The 24,125-nt window shown below is 60.2% G+C and carries 16 protein-coding genes and 1 tRNA gene; 13 read left to right on the top strand and 4 right to left on the bottom strand.

The genetic code is table 11. The annotated features are described in order from the left end of the window. The 10 genes from tolQ to HB675_RS06940 all read left to right on the top strand — a co-directional run bounded on the left by tolQ (nucleotide 1) and on the right by HB675_RS06940 (nucleotide 7,950). A complete protein-coding gene (gene tolQ, locus HB675_RS06985) occupies nucleotides 1-696 on the top strand; it encodes a protein TolQ (protein ID WP_213877034.1) in 696 nt (231 codons plus the stop codon). 13 nt (nucleotides 697-709) lie between these two features. After that, nucleotides 710-1,165, top strand: coding sequence for a protein TolR (gene tolR / locus HB675_RS06980; protein WP_213877033.1), 456 nt, complete (start codon nucleotides 710-712; stop codon nucleotides 1,163-1,165). Beyond that, the gene (gene tolA, locus HB675_RS06975; RefSeq protein ID WP_213877313.1) at nucleotides 1,162-2,295 is read left to right on the top strand and encodes a cell envelope integrity protein TolA; all 1,134 of its coding nucleotides are present in this window, start codon (nucleotides 1,162-1,164) and stop codon (nucleotides 2,293-2,295) included. Before tolR ends, tolA begins: the two co-directional genes overlap by 4 nt. A 17-nt stretch (nucleotides 2,296-2,312) precedes the next feature. After that, on the top strand, nucleotides 2,313-3,593 hold the full coding sequence (gene tolB, locus HB675_RS06970; protein ID WP_218626475.1) for a Tol-Pal system beta propeller repeat protein TolB: 1,281 nt from the start codon (nucleotides 2,313-2,315) through the stop codon (nucleotides 3,591-3,593). 52 nt (nucleotides 3,594-3,645) lie between these two features. Beyond that, complete coding sequence (pal, locus tag HB675_RS06965; RefSeq protein ID WP_213877031.1) at nucleotides 3,646-4,149, top strand: peptidoglycan-associated lipoprotein Pal; 504 nt, start codon at nucleotides 3,646-3,648, stop codon at nucleotides 4,147-4,149. Between the two features lie 6 nt (nucleotides 4,150-4,155). Continuing rightward, a complete protein-coding gene (gene ybgF / locus HB675_RS06960) occupies nucleotides 4,156-4,998 on the top strand; it encodes a tol-pal system protein YbgF (protein ID WP_213877030.1) in 843 nt (280 codons plus the stop codon). Nucleotides 4,999-5,159: 161 nt separating this feature from the next. Further along, nucleotides 5,160-5,807 (top strand): 7-carboxy-7-deazaguanine synthase QueE, encoded by a 648-nt coding sequence (gene queE / locus HB675_RS06955; protein WP_213877028.1) that lies wholly within the window; start codon nucleotides 5,160-5,162, stop codon nucleotides 5,805-5,807. Between the two features lies 1 nt (nucleotide 5,808). Next, nucleotides 5,809-6,498, top strand: a complete 690-nt coding sequence (queC, locus tag HB675_RS06950; RefSeq protein WP_213877026.1) for a 7-cyano-7-deazaguanine synthase QueC — start codon at nucleotides 5,809-5,811, stop codon at nucleotides 6,496-6,498. 60 nt (nucleotides 6,499-6,558) lie between these two features. After that, nucleotides 6,559-6,634: transfer RNA gene (locus HB675_RS06945), tRNA-Lys, on the top strand. 296 nt (nucleotides 6,635-6,930) lie between these two features. Continuing rightward, a complete protein-coding gene (locus HB675_RS06940) occupies nucleotides 6,931-7,950 on the top strand; it encodes a hypothetical protein (RefSeq protein WP_213877024.1) in 1,020 nt (339 codons plus the stop codon). A gap of 95 nt (nucleotides 7,951-8,045) precedes the next feature. Here HB675_RS06940 and HB675_RS06935 read toward each other — a convergent pair whose 3' ends face one another. Continuing rightward, nucleotides 8,046-9,308, bottom strand: a complete 1,263-nt coding sequence (locus HB675_RS06935) for a hypothetical protein (protein ID WP_213877022.1) — start codon at nucleotides 9,306-9,308, stop codon at nucleotides 8,046-8,048. A 251-nt stretch (nucleotides 9,309-9,559) separates the two neighbouring features. Here HB675_RS06935 and nadA point away from each other — a divergent pair, with 251 nt between their 5' ends. Beyond that, entirely contained in the window at nucleotides 9,560-10,618 is a 1,059-nt protein-coding gene (gene nadA / locus HB675_RS06930; protein ID WP_213877020.1) for a quinolinate synthase NadA, read from the top strand. On the opposite strand, the gene HB675_RS06925 is transcribed toward nadA, so the two are convergent. Continuing rightward, on the bottom strand, nucleotides 10,582-11,715 hold the full coding sequence (locus tag HB675_RS06925) for an OpgC domain-containing protein (RefSeq protein ID WP_213877018.1): 1,134 nt from the start codon (nucleotides 11,713-11,715) through the stop codon (nucleotides 10,582-10,584). The two genes, nadA and HB675_RS06925, sit on opposite strands and share 37 nt — an antisense overlap. 178 nt (nucleotides 11,716-11,893) lie before the next feature. Between HB675_RS06925 and HB675_RS06920 the strand changes: the two genes are divergently transcribed. Together HB675_RS06920 and HB675_RS06915 are read left to right on the top strand one after the other, a co-directional pair. After that, nucleotides 11,894-12,571, top strand: coding sequence for a UPF0149 family protein (locus tag HB675_RS06920; protein WP_213877015.1), 678 nt, complete (start codon nucleotides 11,894-11,896; stop codon nucleotides 12,569-12,571). A gap of 468 nt (nucleotides 12,572-13,039) precedes the next feature. Further along, a complete protein-coding gene (locus tag HB675_RS06915) occupies nucleotides 13,040-17,857 on the top strand; it encodes an RHS repeat-associated core domain-containing protein (protein ID WP_213877013.1) in 4,818 nt (1,605 codons plus the stop codon). 57 nt (nucleotides 17,858-17,914) lie between these two features. Here HB675_RS06915 and HB675_RS06910 read toward each other — a convergent pair whose 3' ends face one another. Both HB675_RS06910 and HB675_RS06905 read right to left on the bottom strand, forming a co-directional pair. Further along, entirely contained in the window at nucleotides 17,915-22,189 is a 4,275-nt protein-coding gene (locus tag HB675_RS06910; RefSeq protein WP_213877011.1) for a DEAD/DEAH box helicase, read from the bottom strand. Nucleotides 22,190-22,323: 134 nt separating this feature from the next. Next, nucleotides 22,324-23,943 (bottom strand): glucan biosynthesis protein D, encoded by a 1,620-nt coding sequence (locus HB675_RS06905; protein WP_213877009.1) that lies wholly within the window; start codon nucleotides 23,941-23,943, stop codon nucleotides 22,324-22,326. Nucleotides 23,944-24,125: the final 182 nt, after the last annotated feature.

Raw genomic sequence — 24,125 nt, 5'->3', positions numbered from 1 at the left:
GTGGAAGCTAACGTCGTCGACCATTCCTCCATGTGGAGCATGGTCAGCAATGCCAGTATCGTTGTGCAACTGGTCATGCTGATCCTGATTGCCGCATCGGTGACTTCCTGGGTCATGATCTTTCAACGCAGCACCATGCTGCGGGCCGGCAAGCGTGCCCTCGATGGTTTCGAGGAGCGTTTCTGGTCAGGCATCGACCTGTCCAAGCTGTATCGCCAGGCGGGCAGCAACCCGGACCCTGATTCGGGCGTCGAGCAGGTGTTCCGCGCCGGCTTCAAGGAGTTTTCGCGTCTGCGCCAGCAGCCCGGCGTGGACCCGGATGCGGTCATGGAAGGTGTCGGTCGCGCCATGCGCGTAGCCGTTTCCCGTGAAGAAGAAAAGCTCGAGCAGAGCCTGCCGTTCCTCGCCACCGTCGGTTCGGTCAGCCCGTACATCGGCCTGTTCGGCACCGTGTGGGGGATCATGAACTCCTTCCGTGGCCTGGCAACCGCCCAACAAGCGACCCTGGCCACCGTGGCCCCGGGTATTTCCGAAGCGCTGGTGGCCACCGCCATCGGCCTGTTCGCCGCTATCCCGGCGGTCATTGCCTACAACCGCTTCGCCGCTCGCAGCGAAACCCTGATCAACCGTTACTACACCTTTGCTGACGAGTTCCAGGCCATCCTGCACCGCAAAGTGCACACCAGCGAAGAGTGAGCAGGTAAACCCAATGATTCGAGGTCGTCGTCCAAAACGCAAGCCGGTCGCCGAGATGAACGTAGTGCCTTACATCGACGTGATGCTGGTACTGCTGGTCATCTTCATGGTTACCGCTCCGATGCTCAACCAGGGCGTGAAAGTCGACCTGCCCAAGGTTTCCAGCGAAGCCTTGCCGCAGGACAACAACAACCAGGTGCTGACCATCTCCATCAAGGCTGACAAGACCTACTACTGGAACGTAGGCAGTGAAGTCGACACCGACAAGCAGCAGGCCAAGGCCCTGACCCTGCCCCAGATGACCCAGGCAGTGACCGCGATCATTGCCCAGGGCACTGCGTCGGGCAAACACACCCAGGTCTTCATTCGTGGCGACAAGTCCGTGGACTACGGCTCGGTCATGGGTGCCATGGGCGGGTTGCAGAAGGCGGGTGTGGGTAACGTCGGCCTGATTACCGAGGCGCCCTGATGCGACATCGAGAGCCCTCCGCCTCGGAAAGCTACTACTGGCCCACGGTGTGGGCCGTGGCCTTGCACGTTCTGATTTTCGGTCTGCTGTTTGTCAGCTTTGCCATGACGCCTGACCTGCCGCAAGCCAAGCCGATCGTGCAGGCCACCCTGTATCAGCTTAAATCCAAGAGCCAAGCGACCGAGCAGACCAACCAGAAACTCGCGGGCGAAGCGAAGAAGTCGGCTGCGCGCCAGACTGAAGTCGAGCAGATGGAGCAGAAGAAGGTCGAGCAGGAAGAGATAAAAGCCGCCCAGGAACAAAAGAAAGCCGACGCGGCTCAAAAAGCCGAAGAAGCCAAGGCGGCCGATGCCGCGAAGAAAGCCGACGCCGATTCGAAGGCCGCCGCCAAAGCCGCAGACGATGCGAAGAAAGCCGACGACGCCAAGAAAGCCGACGACGCGAAGAAGGCTGCAGACGCCAAGAAAGCCGAGCAGGCCGACATCGCCAAGAAAAAGGCCGAAGAGGAAGAAGAGAAGAAAGAGGCCGCCGAGGAGGCCAAGAAACAGGCCGCCGACGACGCGAAGAAAAAAGCTGCCGAGGACGCCAAGAAGCAGGCTGCCGAGGATGCCAAGAAACAGGCAGCAGAAGAGGCCAAGGAAGCCGCCGCTTCTGCTGCCGCCGACGCCAAGAAGAAAGCAGCCGAAGACGCGAAGAAAACCGCCGATGCGGCCAAGAAGAAAGCTCAGGATGCGGCGCGTAAATCGGCCGAGGAGAAAAAGGCCCAGGCCCTGGCGGACCTGTTGTCCGACAAGCCTGAGCGCCAACAGGCCCTCGCCGACGAGCAAGGCGACCAGACTGCCGGCAACTACGACGACCTGATTCGCTCGCGGGCCGCTGAAGGCTGGACCCGTCCACCTTCTGCGCGCAAAGGCATGTCGGTGCAATTGCAGATCAACATGTTGCCGGACGGGACCGTGACTTCGGTCAAGGTGATCAGGTCCAGCAATGATGCGGCCTACGATGCTTCGGCGGTGGCCGCCGTGAAGAATATTGGCCGATTGACAGAAATGCAGGGCTTGAAACCGAACGAATTCAACCCTTACCGTTCATTCAAGATGACATTCACACCTGAGGACCTAGCCTTGTGATTAACCTTCTTCGAGGACTGCTGTTGGTTCTATGTTGCGCCGCGGGTTTCGCCGCTGCCGACGAAAAGAACATCATGGTCACCAGCGGCAGCGATCGGGCCGCCCCCATTGCCGTCGTACCCTTCGGCTGGCAGGGTGGCACCGTGCTGCCCGACGACATTGCCGATATCGTCAGCAACGACCTGCGCAACTCCGGTTTTTACGAACCGTTGCCGCGCCAGAACATGATCAGCCAGCCGACCCAGGCCAGCGAAGTCATCTTTCGTGACTGGAAAGCACTCAATGCCCAATACCTGATGGTCGGCAAGATCGTGCCAGCGGGCGGGCGCCTGCAGGTTTCCTACACGTTGTTCAACGTCGCTACCGAACAGCCGGTGCTGACCGGCAGTGTGTCGGGGACCACCGATCAGTTGCGCGACATGGCGCACTACATTTCCGACCAGTCTTTCGAGAAGCTGACCGGCATCAAAGGTGCGTTTTCCACCCGCATGCTGTATGTCACGGCCGAGCGGGCATCGGTGAACAACACCCGCTACACGCTGCAACGCTCGGACTATGACGGTGCTCGTGCAGTGACCCTGCTGCAGTCGCGCGAGCCGATTCTGTCGCCCAGCTATGCGCCGGACGGCAAGCGTATCGCTTACGTCTCCTTTGAACAAAAACGCCCGCGGATCTTTGTTCAGAATATCGATACCGGTCGCCGTGAGCAGATCACTAACTTTGAAGGCCTGAACGGCGCCCCGGCCTTCTCGCCGGATGGCCGCAAACTGGCCATGGTGCTGTCTAAAGACGGCAACGCGGAAATTTATGTGATCGATCTGGCCTCTCGCCAATTGACCCGCGTGACCAACAACCCGGCCATCGACACTGAACCGTTTTGGGGCAAGGATGGTTCGACTATCTACTTCACCTCCGACCGGGGCGGCAAACCGCAGATCTATAAAACGACTGTGGGCAGTGGCAATGCCGATCGCGTGACTTTTATCGGTAACTACAACGCCAATCCAAAGTTGTCGGCGGATGAAAAAACGCTGGTAATGATTCATCGGCAGGATGGTTTTACCAACTTTAAGGTGGCGGCGCAGGATATACAGCGCGGAAGCGTTAAAATCCTCACAGATTCGTCTCTTGACGAGTCTCCTACTGTTGCGCCCAACGGCACCATGGTAATCTACGCCACCCGCCAGCAGGGCCGGGGAGTCTTGATGCTCGTGTCGCTTAACGGACGCGTCAGGATCCCGCTTCCAACCGCTCAAGGCGAAGTCAGAGAACCTTCGTGGTCCCCTTACCTGAACTGACGCGGCGCTTTACGTTGTACTTAACACACTGGGGTTCATTAGGAGTTTCAAGATGGAAATGCTGAAGTTTGGTAAGTTTGCTGCCCTGGCTCTGGCCATGGCTGTAGCGGTTGGTTGCTCGTCCAAAGGCGGTCAAGACGCTGGTCAAGGCGGTGCTGCTGTTGATCCTAACGCTGGTTACGGCGCTAACACCGGTGCTGTCGACGGCTCCCTGAGCGAAGAAGCTGCTCTGCGCGCTATCACCACTTTCTACTTCGAATACGACAGCTCGGAGCTGAAGCCTGAAGCCCTGCGCGCGCTGGACGTTCACGCTAAAGACCTGAAAGCCAGCGGCGCCAAAGTCGTTCTGGAAGGTAACACCGACGAACGTGGTACCCGCGAGTACAACCTGGCTCTGGGCGAACGCCGTGCCAAGGCCGTTCAGCGTTACCTGGTTCTGCAAGGTGTAGCTCCAGCTCAGCTGGAAGTTGTGTCCTACGGTGAAGAGCGTCCAGTTGCTACCGGCAACGACGAGCAATCCTGGGCTCAAAACCGTCGCGTCGAACTGCGTAAGTAATTCGTCATGCGAACGTGCCGTCGTGCTGTAACTGCTCTGGCTTTCGCCCTGCCTTTAGTGGCCTGGGGCGCGGTTCCCGTAGTGGATAGCGATGATGCCGGTGGAGGCTATACCAATAGCACCGCCAGCAGCAACGCGCCGCCGGCGGGTTACGGTACGAACGGCGCCTATGCCGGGGGAGGTGCTTCGGCACCTGTCTCGGCACAGGGTCAGCTGTTCATGCAATTGCAACAAATGCAGGATGACATCGCGAAGTTGCGCGGTCAGATCGAAGTCCAGCAAAACGATATCCAGCAGATGAAACAGGAAGCGCTGCAGCGTTATCAGGACCTCGACAGCAGAATCCAGGCGCAGCAAGCCCCTGCGGCAGCCGCTCCTAACAATTCTCAACCCAGTGGTGGTGTCAATGCCGCTGGTGCACCGGCTCCGTCCGGTCAGGATGCACCTCCCGCTGCCAGCAGCGAGCCGGGTGACCCTGCAAAAGAAAAGCTGTACTACGACGCCGCCTTCGATCTGATCAAGGCCAAGGACTTCGACAAGGCCAGCCAGGCTTTCGCCGCATTTCTGCGCAAGTACCCTAACAGCCAGTACGCCGGCAATGCGCAGTACTGGTTGGGTGAAGTAAATCTGGCAAAAGGCGACCTGCCAGGCGCCGAGCAGGCCTTCTCCAAGGTCGGCCAACTTTATCCCAAACACGCCAAGGTGCCAGACTCACTGTACAAACTGGCTGACGTTGAACGTCGGATGGGGCATACAGACAAAGTGAAAGGCATCTTGCAGCAGGTGGTTTCGCAGTACCCGGGTACTTCCGCCGCGCAATTGGCGCAGCGTGATCTGCAGAAGATGTGAAGCTTGACCCGCTGATCAATAAACCCGCTCTTGCAGCGGGTTTTTGCGTTAGAATTCGTCTCCTTTTTTGACTCACATCTGCTCGGATCACGCGCTCGCGGCTTCGGGCAGGTGCCCAACGGAGGCCGTCAGCCTGTTCAGCTGGCGCGCCCGTGGACGCCATGCAAGACACATTACGCATCACCGAAGTGTTTTACTCGTTGCAGGGTGAAACACGCACCGCCGGTTTGCCCACGGTTTTCGTGCGCCTGACCGGCTGCCCGCTGCGCTGCCAATACTGCGACAGTGCCTACGCCTTTACGGGCGGCACCGTACGCACGCTTGAATCCATCATGGACCAAGTGGCCGCGTTCAAGCCGCGCTACGTCTGCGTCACCGGAGGCGAGCCGCTGGCGCAGCCCAATGCAATCCCCCTGATGAAGATGCTCTGCGATGCCGGTTATCAGGTTTCAGTGGAAACCAGCGGATCGCTGGATATCTCGGCCGTGGACACCCGCGTCAGCCGGGTGATGGACCTCAAGACCCCCGGCTCGGAAGAAGCTCATCGCAACCGCTATGAAAACGTTGAACTGCTGACGCCCAACGACCAAGTCAAGTTTGTCCTGTGCTCACGGGATGATTACGACTGGGCTGTCTCCAAGCTGATCCAGTACGGTCTGGAGCAGCGGGTCGATGAGGTGTTGTTTTCCGCCAGTCACCACCAGTTGAGTTCAACCGACCTGGCCGACTGGATCGTGGCCGACAATCTGCCGGTCCGCCTGCAGATGCAGTTGCATAAACTTCTTTGGAACGACGAGCCGGGGCGCTGACATGAACGAAGACAACACCACCGAAAAACGCGCAGTCATCCTGTTGTCCGGCGGCCTCGACTCCGCCACCGTTGTTGCCATGGCCAAGGCTGAAGGTTACCGCTGCTACACCATGAGTTTCGACTACGGGCAGCGGCACCGCGCCGAACTCGATGCCGCTGCCCGTGTCGCCCGTGACCTTGGCGCTGTCGAACACAAGGTCATCGGCCTCGACCTCAATGGCATTGGCGGTTCAGCACTCACCGACAGCAGCATTGATGTGCCTGAAGCCCCCAGCGAAGGCATTCCGGTCACGTATGTGCCTGCGCGCAATACCGTGTTCCTGTCCCTGGCCTTGGGGTGGGCCGAAGTGCTCGGTGCCCGGGATATTTTCATTGGCGTCAACGCGGTCGACTATTCAGGTTACCCGGACTGCCGTCCCGAGTTCGTCGAGGCCTTCGAGCGCATGGCAAACCTGGCCACCAAGGCGGGCGTGGAAGGGCAGGGCTTCACCATTCAGGCGCCGCTGCAGAACCTTTCCAAGGCCGACATCGTCAGGGCCGGGGTCAAGCTGGGCGTGGACTACAGCCTGACGGTCTCCTGCTACCAAGCGGACGATCAAGGCCGTGCCTGCGGCAAATGCGACAGCTGCCGCCTGCGCGCCGAAGGCTTCGCCGCAGCCGGTGTGGCCGACCCGACGCCTTATTTTTGAAATATCTGTAATTAGGTGTTGAATTCCCTTTAGAAATCAGTATTATACGCACCACGAAACGGGTCGTTAGCTCAGTTGGTAGAGCAGTTGGCTTTTAACCAATTGGTCGTAGGTTCGAGTCCCACACGACCCACCATTTCGAAAAGCCGGAAATCTTTGGATTTCCGGCTTTTTTTTGCTTCCTTTCTGACGCCTGGCCGAAAGCAGCGGCGCAACGTCGTGATCCTTTCAAAGCCCTGCACATAGAAATTATCATTCATTGCTAACCGGTGGCATTGGGTATTTTCTAGCCTTTCTGGTGAGGCATCAGGACTCTGAACAAGCACCGCTTATCGCTTTCAAGCCTGTCCTCCCGAATTGAATGTCGTGTATCCGCACGTCTCATTATCCCGCTTGCTTGTGCTGGGCAAGTTATCGTTCAGGGTGGTGGTCATGAAAAACACAATCGATCCCTATTGGTACGTCAGCGCTTTCGAGGTCTATACCGACTCAACGCCCGATGTGTTCGCCAACGGGCATCAGCAAGTCAAGTTGACGGTCGGTGTCAAGGCCATCAATGGTGAAGGGCAAGAGGTGGCACTGACGCCGACCGAAGTCGCCAATACTAAGATGGTGATGTACCGACGGGTTGACCAGGTTTTACCTTTCGACCATTTCGACAGCCTGGGCTGGTCGGTGTCGCGACACTACCAAGGCTATGACTATTTCCCCCGCGCCCGGCCTGCGAATGACAGGCCGGTGAGTGCAGGGCAGCCAACACTGAAAAATCAAGACAAAGCATTTCATTACTATGAATTTTACGTGTCCTGTAATGCCTTGTCGGCCGTGGGGCAAACGGTCGACTTGGCGTTTATGGTGAAAGGGGATAACGGGGATAAATTCTGTACCAACGGCCAGAGTTGGTATGCCGACGGGACATCCCATAACTCGCCTCCCCCGCAGCAGCCTTACGCCAGAATCCATGTGCACCGCCCCAAGTCATACCCCGTGGACAACTTTATCTTGTCAGCGCTTACCGATATGCCGGACAGTCCGACGCTGGGGGCTATCCGTAATCGATTGGCCACCCTCAGTCTGCAGGAAAGTGCCACCCATACGATAGCGTTACGGGAGACCACGCTTTCTCCAGAGGGAATGATTCAATGGAGCACGCCTCTGGAAGCTGATACGCATGCCAGTTTTACAGGCTATGTGGAACCGGGGCGTACTGAAATCAATTGGAATAAGCAAACCGCAGTGCCCACGGGAAATATTCCTTTGCCGGAACTCAAAACACCCATCGTCGATAAAGCCAGCTTGATCTTGTGTACCCGGGTCGATATCAAACGCACCCCTGACGTGTTTTCAGGGCCTTGCCCAGTGTCGATAGTGGATGCGTACGGCACTCACCATCGTTTGAAGGTGCAATTCAAACTCGGTGATCGCCATGTGCTTGAGTTGATGCCGGCGTGATCCTGGCTGTCTATGGAAAGGCATCCTGGGATGGCTACGTCATACGAAGTCTCGCATGAAGCGTGGGATGGGGTCGCGAATCGCCTCATCCCTAACTAGGCACGCGTGAGTGTAATATCCTGGTTATCAGTTCTGAGTGCCAATGCCAATGGATGCATATTCCCATAAATGTCACGTACTCTGAACACCTGTCGCACCTTGCTATGAGCCCGGCTGCCTGAAGAATAATACCAATAGTGGTTTTCCGTTGACACAATGCCAATCACGATCTGCCCTTCTCGAGGAAGCTGTGGGCGGTGCCCAATTTTCTCGTCCACTGGTAAATTAAAAGGAACGTATCGGCCGCTGACGCCAAAATAAGGTGGCGTGTAATAGACGATATATCCGAAAATGGGCGAGCCCAGATAGGTTCCTCTCATGGTCGGGACTGTACTGTTGGCATCGGCCCAGACCGCTAAATTGTTATCGTGAAAAAGCTCTCGGATCGGGACCATGTAGCCGCCCGGAAGCCGAATGTTAATGTGTGTTTCCTCTATCCTTGCCGAAAACCATGCAGGGCTGTAAAAAAACCATTGTCCAATATGTTCTTTGAGGAGTGCGCCATTCGACAGGCGATCCCCGTAGCTGTCATTGGATAAAACAGGGAAGGTGACGGATTGGACACGCACGGAAGAGTGGAATTTTCCATGACCGTCCCCCAGTCCGGAGTCATTCCCTATTTCCAGATAGTTTGTTCTGAACACGGTACCGTCTCCATTCACTGCACGGGCCGCGAACTGACGGGACGAGCCGCTGTCGGTCGATAAGTAAAGCTCTACTAGTTGATAACTGGACGGCTCAATACCCGGGTGAACCTCCTTCAGCAGGGCTTTCTGATCTTCGGTAAACGCCATGGTTTTCCCGGTCACCGCCATCATATTGGGCGTCTGAAGAATCGTGACGATTTCGCCATCCGCTACGGACGCGCCCATGACCTCAGCAGAGGGCGCTTCAAAACCTTCAGGATGGTCTTTTTGCGCGACCCGCACGCGTTCAAAAAAAGAACGATCCCATACAAATCCCCAGTGATTCGTCGTGGTGATCCAAGGTCCGGAGGCGCCCCACCAGTATGGGATTTCCGTGGAAGTCGTGTAATCAATAAGACAGACAGTGTCGAGTTCTGCTTGCGTCAGTTGTACGGCGTGCCCACCGGCGTTCAAGGCGGCCAGCTGAATGGTAATCTTTAGTTGTTGTACGCCATTGTTGAAGAGTGGTGAGTCACCGTGCTGAATATGCGATCTTTCCTCTGAAAACACTTTAAAAAAATACAGTTGCTTCCAGTGGGAAGCACGGGTTTCTGTGTCGATTGAATGTTCCATAAGGCGTATCGACCTCCGGCGGTCTGCGTGTGAGGGGTTTCGCTCGGGGCGCGGAATTTTATTCAAGACCGAGCCCGTCGACCTGTCATCTAGAACATACCGAATGCGCTGATTTTTCAATGAATGAAAATGCCTGTTTTTATTAAGTTTGAAAGCTATTTTTTTAGTGTCCGCAGGTCGGCGACTTGTGCGCTTAGTGCTACAATCGCCTCACAAAAATTCCGACCCCGCCCTCGCAGGCCCTCGCTACCATGACGCAAATCTCCGAACGTCTCCTTGTCCAGGCTCACCTGGATGCCAAGCAGCCCCAGGCACTCAGCGCCGAGGAAGAGGGTTTTTACCGCTCCGCCATCGCCGCCGAGCTCAAAGCTCAAGATGCCGTACTGGTTGCTCACTATTACTGCGACCCAGTGATCCAGGCGCTGGCAGAGGAAACCGGCGGCTGCGTGTCGGACTCCTTGGAGATGGCCCGTTTTGGCAATCAGCATGTGGCGCAGACCGTGGTGGTGGCCGGCGTGAAGTTCATGGGCGAAACGGCCAAGATTCTCAACCCGGAAAAGCGCGTGTTGATGCCGACCCTCGAAGCCACCTGCTCTCTGGATCTGGGCTGCCCGGTGGATGAGTTCATGGCGTTCTGCGATCAGCACCCCGAACGCACGGTGGTGGTATACGCCAACACCTCGGCGGCAGTGAAGGCGCGGGCAGACTGGGTGGTGACCTCCAGTTGCGCGCTGGAGATTGTCGAAAGCCTGATGGACAACGGCGAAAAGATCCTCTGGGCGCCAGACAAGCATCTGGGCAACTACATCAAGAACAACACCGGTGCCGACATGTTGCTGTGGGACGGTGCCTGCATCGTTCACGAAGAGTTCAAGTCCCGTCAGCTCGAAGACATGAAGGCCTTGTATCCAGGTGCCGCGATCCTCGTGCACCCGGAGTCGCCAGAGTCGGTCATCGCTTTGGCGGATGCGGTGGGTTCCACCAGCCAGTTGATTGCAGCGACGCAGAAACTGCCTCATCACACCTTCATCGTGGCCACTGATCGCGGCATTTTCTACAAAATGCAGCAGCTATGTCCGGACAAGGTTTTCATCGAGGCGCCCACCGCCGGCAACGGCGCAGCCTGCCGCAGCTGCGCTCATTGCCCATGGATGGGGATGAACACGCTGCAACGTACCCTTGAGTGCCTGCGCGCCGGCAGCGGAGAAATTTTCGTCGACCCGGCCCTCGTTCCGCAGGCGATCCGGCCGCTCAAACGCATGCTGGATTTCACTCAGGCCGCGCGTCTGAAATTGGCAGGCAATGCCTGATTCGCAGCGGCCGTGACCGGCTGGCGCAAGCGTTTGCTCAACGCCAGCCATTGGCTCAGGGCCGTCATCAACGCCACACCCACCAGCGCGGTCGTGCATTGACTGGCGAAGCTGTCATTGGCCAGTGCATTGGCCATGTCCGCCAGCGGCGCCAGCACCACGCCCAGACAGAAAATCTCCAGTGAGTGTCGGCCCATTGTGGTGATCTGACGGCTCAGCCAGTGCTGCAGCCAGCCGCCTTGGCTGACCAGTCGGGCGCTGCAATAAGCCAGAGCGAGGAAGTGCAGCAGCCGTACCGGTGCCAGGTTGGTTTTATCGATGGGGTAAAGCCACTCGCCAACAGCCTGAGGCATGAGAGCGTCGTGCATCGTCGGCCATTTCCAGCTCAGGGCGACCACCGCGCTGATCACCAGAAAGCCCGCCGCTGCCACGAACAGCGCCTGGCTGCGCAATGCGTCCGGCCGCAGCGCTGCTGCGCCGCCGATCACGAACAGCACTTGCCACGCCAACGGATTGAAGTACCACAGGCCGTTATCATGAGCGGGAATGTTCCAGCCTTGCCATTGCACCAAGCCGTACAGCAGCAGCGAGGTCGCCACCACCCAGGCGGGGCGGCGCAGCAGCAATGGCAAGATCAGCGGCAACCCTGCCAACAGGACGATGTACAGTGGCAACGGGTCCATCAGATTGGGCTTGAACCGCAGCAGCAGTTCATCCACCAGGGCCTGCTGTGGGTTGCCGAGAAAATAGCCAAGGTTCATGGCCTGGACCATGTCGCGAGTCTCAACGTGGCTATTGGCAACGAAAATAATGCCCATCAGCACTGCCAGCAGAAAGATATGCACAACGTACAAGACCCAGGCGCGGCGCAGGATGTGCACGCTTGCCACCAGCCAGCCGTCGCGTCGGGCTATCTTGCCGTAGGCCATGACCGCCGCGTACCCGGCCAGAAAGACAAAGAGTTCGGCGGCGTCGCTGAACCCGACGTTGCGCAGCGTCAGGTTGGCCCAGGGATTTTGCGGGATGTGGTCCCAGAAAATGAATATCAGTGCCAGACCGCGAAAGAAGTCGATCCGGTGATCTCGGTCCTGGGTCATGGCAATAGGCTCTCTTCGCAAATTCAAACAGGGGGGCGCGTTGCGGCGGGGAGGGTCGCCTGTTTGGTAACCAAATGCAAAACGGGGGTATTACATAATGTCTCAAAGACTCCCGCGTCCGTTGCAGGGAACCGGATCTGTGCGAAAATTCAGGTTTTCAGCGCATCGATCACCTCCCATGGCCTACACCATCAGCAACAAACCGCTCAACCACGACGACTTCGTGTTTATCCAGGACCAGCTCGAAAACCGTAGCACCGGTGCTTCTATCACGGGCGTTTCGGAGATGGACGGCTTTTTTGCGGCGGTGATGTCATGCCCCCGCATCATCCCGTTCGACAGCTGGTACCCGGCCTTCTGGGGCGGCAGCGGGTGGCTGCCCAAGTGGAGCAGCGAGCAGGATTTTCAGTGTTTTTTCGATCTGCTGGTCCAGCACATGAACCAGATCGCAATGATGCTGACCGATCATCCGGATGAGTACTCGCCCATCTTCAATCTGGCCGAAGACGACGAAACCCTGGACGTGGTCGCCTGGTGTCATGGCTACGAACGAGGTGTGGCCCTTGACGGTGGATGGCATGAGCTGCCTGAAGAGCAAGGGCTCATGCATGCTCTGATCGCCATGAAAACCTTGGATGAGGACGACAGCGACAGCCCGCTGGCTGCGCAGGATCCCGCCCAGATGATCCGCTACGCGGCCTTGGCGCTCCACGATTACTGGACCGAACAGCGTCTTGCCGAGGACGAGGAGCCAGCGCCGGGGCGATTGCCGGTCAAGGCGGGACGTAACGATCCGTGCCCGTGCGGGAGCAGCAGGAAATATAAGCAGTGCTGTTTGCAGACCGTCGGAACGTAAAGACTTTTCAAGCACCGCAGGATAAAAATTATGGTTCATTGCACCGCCAGGGTATTGGGTGTTTTGTAGCGTCAGCGGCGCTTCATTCCCATGACATCCGTGCGTGTGCTCATGCGACTCGTCCCTCATTACCTGCGCTGCGGCTGCGGACTGATGATCGTCATGCACTGGATTTGATCCCGGCCAGATCGGGTCAAGGACATTTGTATGACACAAGATGACGCCAGCGACCCTGCTGCAACTTCCCCCGGCCTTCTGGCCGCCGGCGACGTGCAATCAGGCGCGTTCAACTTCATGAGCAGTATCCAGGCGGGCGTTGATCCACGCACCGGTCTGTACTCGGCATCCGTCTCGCTGCCTGCAGGTGCTGCCAATGATCTGCGTGGGCCGTCGATTCAGTTGCGGGTCTCATACAGCCCACTGATGCCGGACGATCATGGCTTCGGCCAAGGCTGGAGTCTGGGCGGCATGACCTCCTGGGACAGCTCTACCCGGCACCTGCAATTGTCCTCCGGCGAACGCTTCAAGGGAGAGATCGTCGCTGAAACGATGCGCTTTGCCGATGCGCGGCTGCCGGCGGTCGATGTGACAGTCAAGCGTCAGGAGATGTGGGTGCGCCACGATGACGGCAGTTGCGAGCGTTTGGCACCTCTGGCAGGGCTCACTCGGTTGTGGGTGGTGACCGCGTTGGTGGGCGCCGACGGCAGTGCCTTGCAGTTCGAGTGGCGCGCTCTGGGCAATGCCGCAATGCTGCAAGGCATCAAGGACGACAGCGGCCGCAGCGTGCTGCAATTCACCTACGATCCGGGGAAAATCCAGCCAACCCAAGTGTCCTTTCAGCCCGGGACCACGGCGGCGGCGCAGGTGTTCTTCTATCGTACTGGCGGCTGGCTGCGCAGGGTGACGGTCGAAGGGCTGACGGAAGATGGCTGGCGTTTTGAGTATCAGGTGGGCGCACCGTCAGGCTTGCTGTTGCTGACAAAGTGCACTCAGCCCACTGGCAGTGCCGAAACCGTGACCTATGACGAAGCAGCGGGATTGATCATGCCGGCAGGCGCTCCCTTTGCGCGCATGCCGGTGGTTCGCAACTCGGTCAAGAGCATGAGCGACGGGACCGCCTGGCAACGCCTTCGTTATGACTATGAACTGCACGGCGTCAACAACGTGTATGGCTGGCCCGCTGTACGTCAATGGCGCAATCAGGAAGACAGCTTGTTCAACTTGACCGGCGCGGCGGATTTTCTCTACGGCTCCATTGAAACCTTGATGGATGGGGCAGGGAAAACACTCAGTACGGTGTCACGTGCGTTCAACCGCTTTCATTTGCTGACCCGCGAGCGCACCGTCAAAGGCCTCGCGCTGCAGGAAACCACGACCGACTATTACGACAACCCGGCGCGGCCGGTGGCAGAGCAGGTGCCATATTTCCAATTTCCCCGTACGGTCACCAGACTCAAGGCCCATCTTCCGGCCGATGTGGCGCTGACAGCGCTTACAGACCTGAACACCTTGGCAGGGCTCAGGCAGCGCGTGAGCCAGGAGGCCACGCGCTACGACGACCGAGGCAACGTCGTCTGGAGCTCCGATGAGCTGGGCGTGGTCGAGGAGCGCGAGTACTTCCCGGTGGAGGGGGACCCGCAGAATTGCCCAGCCGATCCACTTGGCCGTATCACCCGCTTGAAAGCCCTGACGGTCACGCCCCCCGCGGGGACCCAAGGGCCGGTCAAACAGACCCGTTACCGCTATACAGCGGTATCGGTACGCCAGGGGGCGCCAGAATTCGTACTGCCCACATTTATCCAGTGCAGCGAAGAAAGTCTCTATGTGCTCGGGAATGATCAAAGCGCCAGGCTGCTGACGCGCACGGCTCAGACGTTCATCGATGACCCCCTGTCCCCTCATCACGGCCGTCTGTCAGAGGAGCACCTGTTCGCGGGGCAGGAAGACGACGATCCGGCTACCGCGCTGATCCGGCGTCTGTACACGTACGAAGTTGCGCAAACAGCCAGTGCCCGCAACGTCGCCCATCAGGTGCTGAAGGAAACCGTGACCGTACAGGGACGCGGGGGCTCTCGTTCGGTCACTGACTCGGCGCAGGATCTTTACTCTGGCCTGATAGTGACCCGCCACAGCGACAACCAGGTTGACATTGCCTACGAACATGATGTGCTGGGGCGTGTGGTCGAGGAAGTGGCGTGCCCGAATACCCCCTATGAAGCGCGTGTCAGCTGGACACATGCGGTGTCTGCTGCGCAAAGCCGCCGGTCTCGGACCGGTGCGACCGGCCGCACCGAGACGGTTTGGCTGGATTGTCTGGGTCGCGAAGTGCGTCGTGAAAAGCAAGACGACGACGGTCAGGTCTATACCGCCTGGACCGGTGAATACGATGTGCTGGGCCAACTGGCGAGCGTGACCGAGTATGACCCGGGTAACGAAGACGCCGCCCCGCTGAGCCTCACCGTCGTACGTACCCATGACGACTGGGGCAATGTCCTGAGCCAGACCACCCCAGATGGCGTGACCCAGCATACCCTTGTCGATCCCGTCGCCCTGACCGTAACGGCCTGGCAGACCTACGCCCAAGGCATGCAGGGGCCGCGCACGGTGACCACTCAAGGCCTGGACGGGCAACCGCTGCAGGAGGAACTGTTCTCCCCACAGGGCACACTGCACAGCAGTTCGAGCTGGACCTATGACGGTCTGGGCCGCTGCATCCTGCACGTCGATGCGCTGAACCAGGAAACCCATCAGCAGTGGGATGCCTACGACCGTTTGATCGCCAGCACGTTGCCGGATGGCGCGCGGGTGGGCCGCACCTATCCCCAGGCTCAGGAAACCGGTCTTGCCACGCACGTCACCCTGGCTCATCCCTCGCTGGGCCCACAGGAGGTGGTCCTCGGCGAGCGCCGCTATGACGATCTGTCTCGTCTGGTATGGGAAAAGGTTGGTTCCCTGACGTCGACCTGGGCCTACCACGCCGGCGAGATGCAGGCGCACACCCACACTTTGCCCAATGGCACAGAGGTGAAGAGCGAGTGGATACCTGAGCTGAGCGATGCCCTGGCGTCCATGCACGCCCCAGGCGTTTCGATCACCAACCGGTTTGACCCCATCACTGGATTGCTCAGGGAGACCCGTGGCACCCACGGCCGCAAGGAACAGATCTGGTCGGCTGCCAAAACCCTCAAACAAGCCGACTACGCCTGGGACGGAGACAGCCCACGCACCCAACATCAAACCCTGACGCCGGCGGGCCGCGTGACACGGCGGACGGACGCCGATGGGGTCGAGCAGGTGTATACCTACGACGCGCTTGGCCGCCTGAGTACTCAGCAAGACACGGATGTAAGGATCGCACTGACTTACGATGACCTCTCCCGCGTAAAAAGCCAAGACAGCCGATCCCTGGACAGTAGCCGTCAGATGACGGTGACGTTTCACTATGATGCTTTTGGGCGCCCCTCGCGGCGCGAGACGCTGAGCAAGGTCGCTGGCCAACAGCACAGCGAAGAGCAGACCTGTCAATGGCACGCCAACGGCAAGTTGTCCCGCCAAGTGCTCAGCCGCGACCTCCAGGTGATTCGCGACGAAACCTATGAGTACGATGTACGCGGAAGATTGAGTAGACACCGGGTGCAAGGCTCCGCGTTGCCTGAAGATGCCTACGGCCGTCATTACATTGAACAACGCTTCGAGTATGACGCGCTGGACAACATTCGGCGGCTGGAAACGGTGTTGGCCGAGGGCGGTGAAAGCAACATCAGCCTGTTTGAATATGATCTGTCCAATCCTGCCCGACTGATCAAACTCTCCCACAGCCGCGGCGATTATCCCGCCGCCGTCATGCTCGACTATGACGCGATGGGCAACCTCAAACGCGACGAGCGCGGCAATGCCCTCCATTACGATTCGATGGGGCGGTTCGAGCGGGTCGCCCTGGCCAGTGGCGAGCGGCGCTGGTATTACGGCCCGTCGGGCGCCATCATCAAGACCGAGGACGAACGCGGCAGCCACTGGCGTTACCATCTCGACGGGCAGCTGACGTGTGAGCTGAACGCCGAGCAGCAGACACGCTGGGTACGGGCTGGCAATGTCCCGGTGGCGCAGAGTCGTCTAGCGGCCAGCATCCGCAGAGTCTGCCTGCTGGGTACGGACGCTCAAGGTTCGATCAACAGCGAAGCCGGTGACACGCTGAATTCGCTTGTTTATGGCGCTTACGGCCATAGCTCCGGTGAAGCGCTCAGCCGTCTGGGCTACACCGGTGCCCTGCGCGAGCCGGAGATCGGCTGGTATTTTCTCGGCGACTACCGGATCTACAACCCTGTCTTGATGCGCTTTCACAGTGCCGACAGCCTGAGTCCCTTTGACGAAGGGGGGCTCAATGGTTATGCGTATTGCGGGGGAGACCCGGTCAATCGGGTCGATCCGTCGGGTCATGCCTGGTGGAGTTGGGCGCTCGCCGGTATCGGGCTGGTCTTGGGCGTGGTAGCTGCCGTGGTCTCGGCAGGGGCGCTGTCAGGCGTCGCCGTGGCAATGACCGCCGGTTTTATCTCCAAGGTGACCACGGCCGTGGTGGCAGTAACGGCCGTGGCTGTGGATGCGACCGCGATAGGCTTGCAAATCGCCGGGGAGGAAAAGGCTGCCAGTGTGCTGGGCTGGGTCGGGCTCGGCCTGGGCGTGGCCAGCATCGCGATGGCGGGACCGCAGATGGCGAAGCAGGCCGCCGCCAAGTGGAACAAGTTCGTGGGCAAGGGGCTGAATTCGGGTGGCGAATTCCGACTGGAGGCGAGCCAGGCGGTGCGCAGAGTGAGTCAAGGTTCCACTCAATCTGCGGCACAACGGATTACGGATACATGGCTTGGAGATGGTGTTTCGCTGCTTCAGGTTACGGAGGACATGGCCAGTATCAAGCCAATGAGCCTTACTCCCTCTCAAGTCGGTAAAGGTCTATCCCTCCATGATCTACCCGTTCAATCGAAGATGGAGTCGGTGGCGCGCTTAGAGGCCTGGGTTGATGCGACTGGCCCGGCAAGTCCGAATCCTCGACACATGGATGTGGATTTTCTGGACGCAGGAGTCGACTTCCGGGCGCGACATGGCGTCCCCGATCCATCGGCGGCGCGTCAGCGGGAACTGGACCTCAGTCGACTCAGAAGTCGTGATCCTTGGAACAGCGACTTTGGCTACAGAAACTTCAACCGGGGTGGCGGCCGTTTGCTTACGATGGACGAGACTGCCGAATTTCGTGCTTTATACCGAAACAACACGGCGCATCTTCGAATGTAGCCAAGCACATCGTTACGACTGGGAAGCGGCGGGACCGGGGTTAGCTGACTCAATAGGTCATGGATGCCGGATCAACTTGTCCCGCAGACTCGCCTCCTCATCCACCCAATAAACCGGCTTGCCGGCCATCATCGCCGCTACCGCCACTCCATCGCGATACACCACGCGATTACTGGCCAACGCAGGCACCTTGCTCCCCGGCAGCAAGGTGCCCACCAGGTTCAACGGATCACTGGCGCTGATCGCCACCAGACTGCCGTCCAAGGGCCGCTTGCGCACCTCTCGCAACAGCGCAACCGCCTCGGGCAGGGCAAACTGTTCGCCCGCCAGCCCCCCGACAAACCGCCCGCCACGCACATCGCCGCGCGCTTCAAGGCGATGAAAGGTGCGCAACAGTTCGCGCCAGCTCGGCAGCCAGTCAGCTTCGCGCTCCAGCAGGCGCCAGAACACCACGCCATAGCGGCGCAGCAGGGTCATGGCGATGTGTTCGAGGATGTCTTCGCGGGCGTTGTTGTCATTAGACGGGCGACGCAGCAACGCCCAGCGCCCGGCGTCGTCCATACCGCCGATAAAGGCGCCGCGTCCACGCCGAGGGCTGCGGCTCTGGCGTTTGCTCGGCGGGGTGATCAAGGCGCGCAGACCGGCGAAGCTGTCGGCGTTGACCAAGCCGGCGGCGACCAACTCCTGGAGTGCAGTTTCCAGTTCGCTGGGCAGCAGGCGGGCCTCGCCGGTCAGTTCGTCGAAGAACAACGCACCCTGTTCCGCCAGCGCGGCGTGGACCTTTTGCGCGCGGGGCGTCAGTTGCTGTGGGTCGAACGGCTCGCTCAGGCCACGCCACAGGTTCATGCGCTGGCGTGGCAGCAAGACGATGGGGGTGCTGCGCAAGGTGGCAGTGACGCCCTTGGCGGACGGCGCCAATCGGGTCCAGACGGTCTTGCCGCTGCGGCAGGCGTCATCTAGCCAGCTGGCCGAATATGCCTGGAGTCGGGGACCCAGCAGTTCACTTTCCCATGCCGCAGCGGGCGCCGTATAGCCTTCGAACTGGGCGAGGACCTCGGCCAGTGCGACCTGGCCTTGCAGGCGTGTGGCGCTGGACAGGTGTTGCCAGTCCAGCAAAAAACGCATGAAGTCCTGCAGGCTGACCGGCTCGATCTCGCGCCGCAGACGCTTGACCGTGTAGCGGTGAATGCGTGCCAGCAGATGACGCTCGCACCATTGGGTGTCCCGCACATTGGGGTGGAACCGGCCGCGCAGCACGTAGCCCTCGCGCTCCAGCGTCGCCAAAGCCTGTTCGGCCTCAAGAGGTGGCCAATCCAACGGCGCGCAGATTTCCCCCAGACGCAGCGGGCCGAAGCCGCTCAGGCGCGAACGCAGCACTTCCACGCGCGCGGCATCCTGTTCCCATACTTGATCGAAGCCGGGTAGCGGTTGCAGTGGCGGGTCGATGCTTGCCTGGGGATAAAGCGCGCGCACGCAGTTCAAGCGCTCGACGGCCAACCACAAGGTGCATTCACCACTTCTCAAAACGGTCGCCCGCCCGGCGTCAGCCAGACCCTGCAGCCAGGCTTGCCAATGCGCGTCGACTTCGGCCTGCTCGATCACCGCCAGTTGCATCAAGGCCTCGTGCATCTCGTCACGGTTGTTCGGTGCCGGCCACGCCTGATCAGCCACCGAAGCAATGGCCTCGGTATCCAGCGCGCCAAGGTCATCAGCCGATTGCGGCTCGCTCCAGCGGCGGTTCAGCACCGCTTGCGTGCGCCGCTCCTCCAGGGGCGCGTCGTCGAGAAACGCATAAGGCCTTGCGTTGAGAATGGCCGCTGCCAAGGGCGACGGTGCGGGCAGGTCACGGGCGATCAGGCGCACCTCACCGCGCTCCATGCGCCTGAGCAGCGCCAGCCAGGCTTCGCTGTCCATGGCTTCGTGCAGGCAGTCGTCCAGGGTCTGCTCGACCAGCGGGTGGTCGGGAATTTCCCGTTCGCCCACCAGGTTCTCCAGGCAGGCGATCTGGTCGGGAAAGACCGTGGCGATCAAGTCTTCGCTTTTCATGCGCTGCAACTGCGGCGCCACCTTGCGCCCGCCGGTATAGCGCGGCAAGGCCAGCGCGGTGTTGGCGTTCCAGCGCCAGCGCACGCCGAACAGCGGTGCTTCCAGCACGGCCTGGACGAGGATCTGTTCGGCGCTGTTGGTGTGCAGGTAACGCCAGACTTCATCGAGTTCGAAGCTGTGGGTGGTCGACAGCGAGAGCACGATGGCGTCCTCGCTGGCCGCTGCTTGCAACTCGAAATTGAAGGTGCGGCAAAAGCGCTTGCGCAACGCCAGACCCCAGGCGCGGTTGACTCGGCTGCCGAAGGGCGTGTGGATGATCAGCTGGGTGCCCCCCGATTCGTCGAAGAAGCGCTCCATGATCAAAGTGTCATGGGAAGGCAACGCACCCAGCACCTGGCGCGTGCGGCTCAGGTAGTCGAGCAGTTGCTCGGCGCTGTCGGCGCCCAGGCCCAGATCTGCCATGAGCCATTGCCGCAAAGGGGCCGTGTCGCCATCGCTCACGGTCAGACACTGGTCGATCTCGGCTTGCAACCGCGCCACGGCCACGGATAACTCATCGCTGCGCCCCGGCGCCTCGCCGAGCCAGAAGGGGATGTTGGGTGGCATACCTTGGGCGTCTTCGACCCGCACCCGGCCGGTTTCGATACGCAGGATTCGGTACGAGGTATTGCCCAGTTGAAAGACATCGCCGGCCAGGCTCTCGACGGCAAAGTCTTCGTTGACGCTGCCGATGTTCAGCCCCTGGGGTTCGAGAATGACGCCATAGTCGGCGTTGTCGGGGATGGTGCCGCCGCTGGTGACTGCCGTCAGCTGGCTGCCCCGGCGCCCGCGCAGCGCGCCGCTGACGGCATCGCGGTGCAGATAGGCGCTGCGTACGCCCTGGCGGCCGCTGTAGCCTTCGGCAAGCATGCGCAACAGCGCCTGATAATGCGGTTCATCCAGCGCCGCATAGGGCATGGCCTGACGGAACAGGGCCAGCAGGTCCCGCTCCTGCCATTCCTGGCAGCTGACTTCGGCGATGATCTGCTGAGCCAGCACATCCAGTGGCGCCACCGGTACATGAAGGATGTCCAACTCGCCTCGGCGCACGCAGTCGAGCAGCGCCACGCACTCGATCAAGTCATCGCGGGAGGTGGCGAACAAGCGCCCCTTGGGCGTTCCGCCGACCTGGTGGCCAGAGCGACCGACCCGTTGCAGGAACGCCGAGATGCTGCGCGGCGAGGCAATCTGGCAGACCAGATTGACGTCGCCGATGTCAATCCCCAGCTCTAGCGAGGCGGTGGCCACCAGCGCCTGTAACTCACCGCGTTTGAGGCGCTGCTCGGCCAGCAACCGCTGTTCCTTGGCCAGGCTGCCATGGTGCGCGGCCACCGCTTCGCGACCCAGTCGATCGCTGAGGTGGCGGGTCATGCGCTCGGCCAGGCGCCGGGTGTTGACGAAGATCAAGGTGGTGCGGTGCTCGCGGGCCAGCTCTGCCAGCCGGTCATACACCCGCTCCCAGACGTCGTTGGCCATCACCGCGCCCAAGGGCACCGGCGGCACTTCGATGCCTAAGTCCCGTGGCCGTGCGTGGCCGATGTCGACAATCGCGCAGTCGCGGTTGTGACCCACAAGAAAGTGCGAGACTCGCTCGATGGGCTTTTGCGTGGCCGACAGGCCGATACGCCGCAACGGCTGACCGCACAACGCTTGCAGACGCTCCAGGCTCAAGGCCAGGTGACTGCCGCGCTTGCTGGCAGCAATGGCGTGGATTTCATCGACGATGACCGTGCGTGTCGAGCCCAGCATCTTGCGCCCCGACTCTGAACCCAGCAGCACATAAAGGGATTCGGGGGTGGTGACGAGGATGTGCGGCGCGCGTTTGCGCATGGCCGTGCGGTCTTTCTGCGGCGTGTCGCCGGTGCGCACGGCGGTGCGGATGGGCACCGCCGGCAGGCCCATGGCGCTCAACTGATCGGTGATGCCCGCCAACGGGCTTTGCAGGTTGAGCTGAATGTCGTTGGACAGTGCCTTGAGCGGCGAGACGTACACCACTTGGGTCTGCTCGGGCAGCACGCCGCCGTTGGCCAGCCCTTCACGCACCAATTCGTCGAGCACGGCGAGGAAGGCGGTCAGGGTCTTGCCCGAGCCGGTGGGCGCTGCGATCAGGGTCGAACGCCCGGCCTGGATCAACGGCCACGCCTGTGCCTGGGCGGGCGTCACGGCGGGGAAGCTGCGTTCAAACCAGATGCGCACGGCGGGGTGGAAACCAAGCCAGAGCGGGTCAGTGCGGGGGGGTAGGTTCATGGCCGATTAATGCGGGCCGGGGCGGGGAGTTGCAAGGTTGTTCGTCGGATCACAGGTCGTTCCCGAGCAAGCTCGGTCCTACAGTAACTCCCCGTAGGACCGAGCTTGCTCGGGAATGGCTCAACGCCGTCCTGTCAGGTGTACTTGCGCTTGTCCGGCGCCGGCGGGAAGTACTGGTACAACCAGGTCTCGCTCAGGGTCCGGTCGCTGCTCTTGATGAACAGGCGCATGTTCACCGGGTCCGTGCTGTCGCTGTCCGGGTACCAGTCGAAGGTGATGCGGTAGCCTTTGACATCAGGGATTTGCAACACGTTGATGTCCTTCACCTTGCCCGCCGTCACGCTGATGATCGGATCGATCTTCGCGTCCGCCGGCAAGTGCTCCAGACCACCGTCGACGAAGTCCACGGCAAAGCGTCGCGCCCAGACGTCCGGGTAGTGTTCGCCCGGTGCCCAGCCTTCGAGAAAGCCGCCCATGCCCGAACGGGTCGCCAGCACCTGGGCCAGCGGCGTGCGTACCGGTGGCAGGTCGCTCCAGTAAAGTTTGTAGCCGAACGCCAGGGAGTCACCGGCCTTGACTGGCTTCTTCGGGGTCCAGAAGGCGACGATATTGTCCAGGGTCTCGCCGGTGGTCGACAGCTCCATCAGGTTGATCGAGCCCTCGCCCCATGGCGTGGTCGGTTCGACCCAGAGGCTTGGCCGCTGGTTGTACCAGTCCACGGTGTCTTCATAGGTGGAAAACTTGTGGTCGGTCTGAACCAGGCCAAAACCCTTGGGGTTGGTGTCGGCGTAGGCATTGAATTGCAGCTTGGGCGGATTGTTCAGCGGACGGCAGATCCACTCACCGTTGCCGCGCCACATGGCCAGACGATCCGAGTCGTGGATTTGCGGGTGGATGGTGTCGCACATGTGCCGCTCGTCCGTGCCGCAGCTGTACATGCTGGTCATGGTCGAGATGCCCAGTTGCTCGATATCGGCCCGGGCATTGATGTGGGCCGTGACTTCCATCACCACGCGGTCATGCTGGCAATCGATGTCGAACTTGTAAGCGCCCGTGGCGCTTGGGGAGTCCAGCAAGGCGTAGACGACAAAGCGGGTGCCATCCTTGGTCGGGCTCTCGAACCAGAACTTGGTGAAGTCCGGGAACTCTTCCTGCTTGTGGGCATAGGTGTCGATAGCCAGGCCACGGGCTGAGAGACCGTACTGGCCGGTGCCGTCCACGGCGCGGAAATAGCTGGCGCCGAGGAAGGACAGAATGTCGTGGTGGTCGATTTCCGGTTGCTTGAACAGCCGGAACCCGGCAAAGCCCAGGTCGCCCTTGAGCTGCTGGGTGTCCACGCCACTGTTGGCATAGCGGAACAGCGATGGCCGGAAGTGCACTTCGCGGGCCTGCTGGGTGGCCTCATCGACGCTGAACATGCGCACCGGCTGCTTGAAGCCCGCACCGACGTGGAAGAACTGGATGTCCAACTGGCCGTTGAGGTCTTTCCACAATGAGTGGTTGGCGTCGTACTTGATGGCGTTGAACTGCTGCGGCGTCATGTTGGCCAAGGTCAGTGGCAGCACCTCCTTGCCGTTGACATAGGCGCTGCCGGCCAATTGCTTGGCCTGTGCCTGCAGCCAGTCGAAATCGAAATGCTCGCTGTCACCGTTGGCAGTGGCAGCAAAGGCACGCGCGTTCATGAGGCCCGTGGCCGACAGCCCGGTATAGGCGGCCAGAGCCATGGAGGCCTTGAGTAGATTCCTGCGATGCATGGGTCAACCTGTCGTGAATCAATCCGGCCGCGTCCTGCGCCCTGGAAAATGTCGAAATGGTGGTTCGGGCACGCCCTCGTCCAAACTCAACGAACTTTAAACAGATAACGTTAAGCTGAATCGGTTCGGTGAAAATTTATTTTTTTATCCTGAAAGCCCGCGACAGGCCTGTACCCAGTACT

The organism is Pseudomonas sp. dw_358 (assembly GCF_018449655.1).
Lineage (GTDB): Bacteria > Pseudomonadota > Gammaproteobacteria > Pseudomonadales > Pseudomonadaceae > Aquipseudomonas.
Note: the sequence above shows the minus strand (reverse complement) of the source record. Positions and strands in the feature narration are given on the sequence as shown.

Coding starts and splice junctions, on each gene's coding strand:
- queC (WP_213877026.1), top strand. CDS start 5,809: ATGAACGAAGACAACACCACCGAAAAACGCGCAGTCATCCTGTTGTCC.
- HB675_RS06940 (WP_213877024.1), top strand. CDS start 6,931: ATGAAAAACACAATCGATCCCTATTGGTACGTCAGCGCTTTCGAGGTC.
- pal (WP_213877031.1), top strand. CDS start 3,646: ATGGAAATGCTGAAGTTTGGTAAGTTTGCTGCCCTGGCTCTGGCCATG.
- HB675_RS06910 (WP_213877011.1), bottom strand. CDS start 22,189: ATGAACCTACCCCCCCGCACTGACCCGCTCTGGCTTGGTTTCCACCCC.
- HB675_RS06925 (WP_213877018.1), bottom strand. CDS start 11,715: ATGACCCAGGACCGAGATCACCGGATCGACTTCTTTCGCGGTCTGGCA.
- ybgF (WP_213877030.1), top strand. CDS start 4,156: ATGCGAACGTGCCGTCGTGCTGTAACTGCTCTGGCTTTCGCCCTGCCT.
- tolR (WP_213877033.1), top strand. CDS start 710: ATGATTCGAGGTCGTCGTCCAAAACGCAAGCCGGTCGCCGAGATGAAC.
- queE (WP_213877028.1), top strand. CDS start 5,160: ATGCAAGACACATTACGCATCACCGAAGTGTTTTACTCGTTGCAGGGT.
- HB675_RS06915 (WP_213877013.1), top strand. CDS start 13,040: ATGACCTCCTGGGACAGCTCTACCCGGCACCTGCAATTGTCCTCCGGC.
- HB675_RS06920 (WP_213877015.1), top strand. CDS start 11,894: ATGGCCTACACCATCAGCAACAAACCGCTCAACCACGACGACTTCGTG.
- HB675_RS06935 (WP_213877022.1), bottom strand. CDS start 9,308: ATGGAACATTCAATCGACACAGAAACCCGTGCTTCCCACTGGAAGCAA.
- nadA (WP_213877020.1), top strand. CDS start 9,560: ATGACGCAAATCTCCGAACGTCTCCTTGTCCAGGCTCACCTGGATGCC.
- HB675_RS06905 (WP_213877009.1), bottom strand. CDS start 23,943: ATGCATCGCAGGAATCTACTCAAGGCCTCCATGGCTCTGGCCGCCTAT.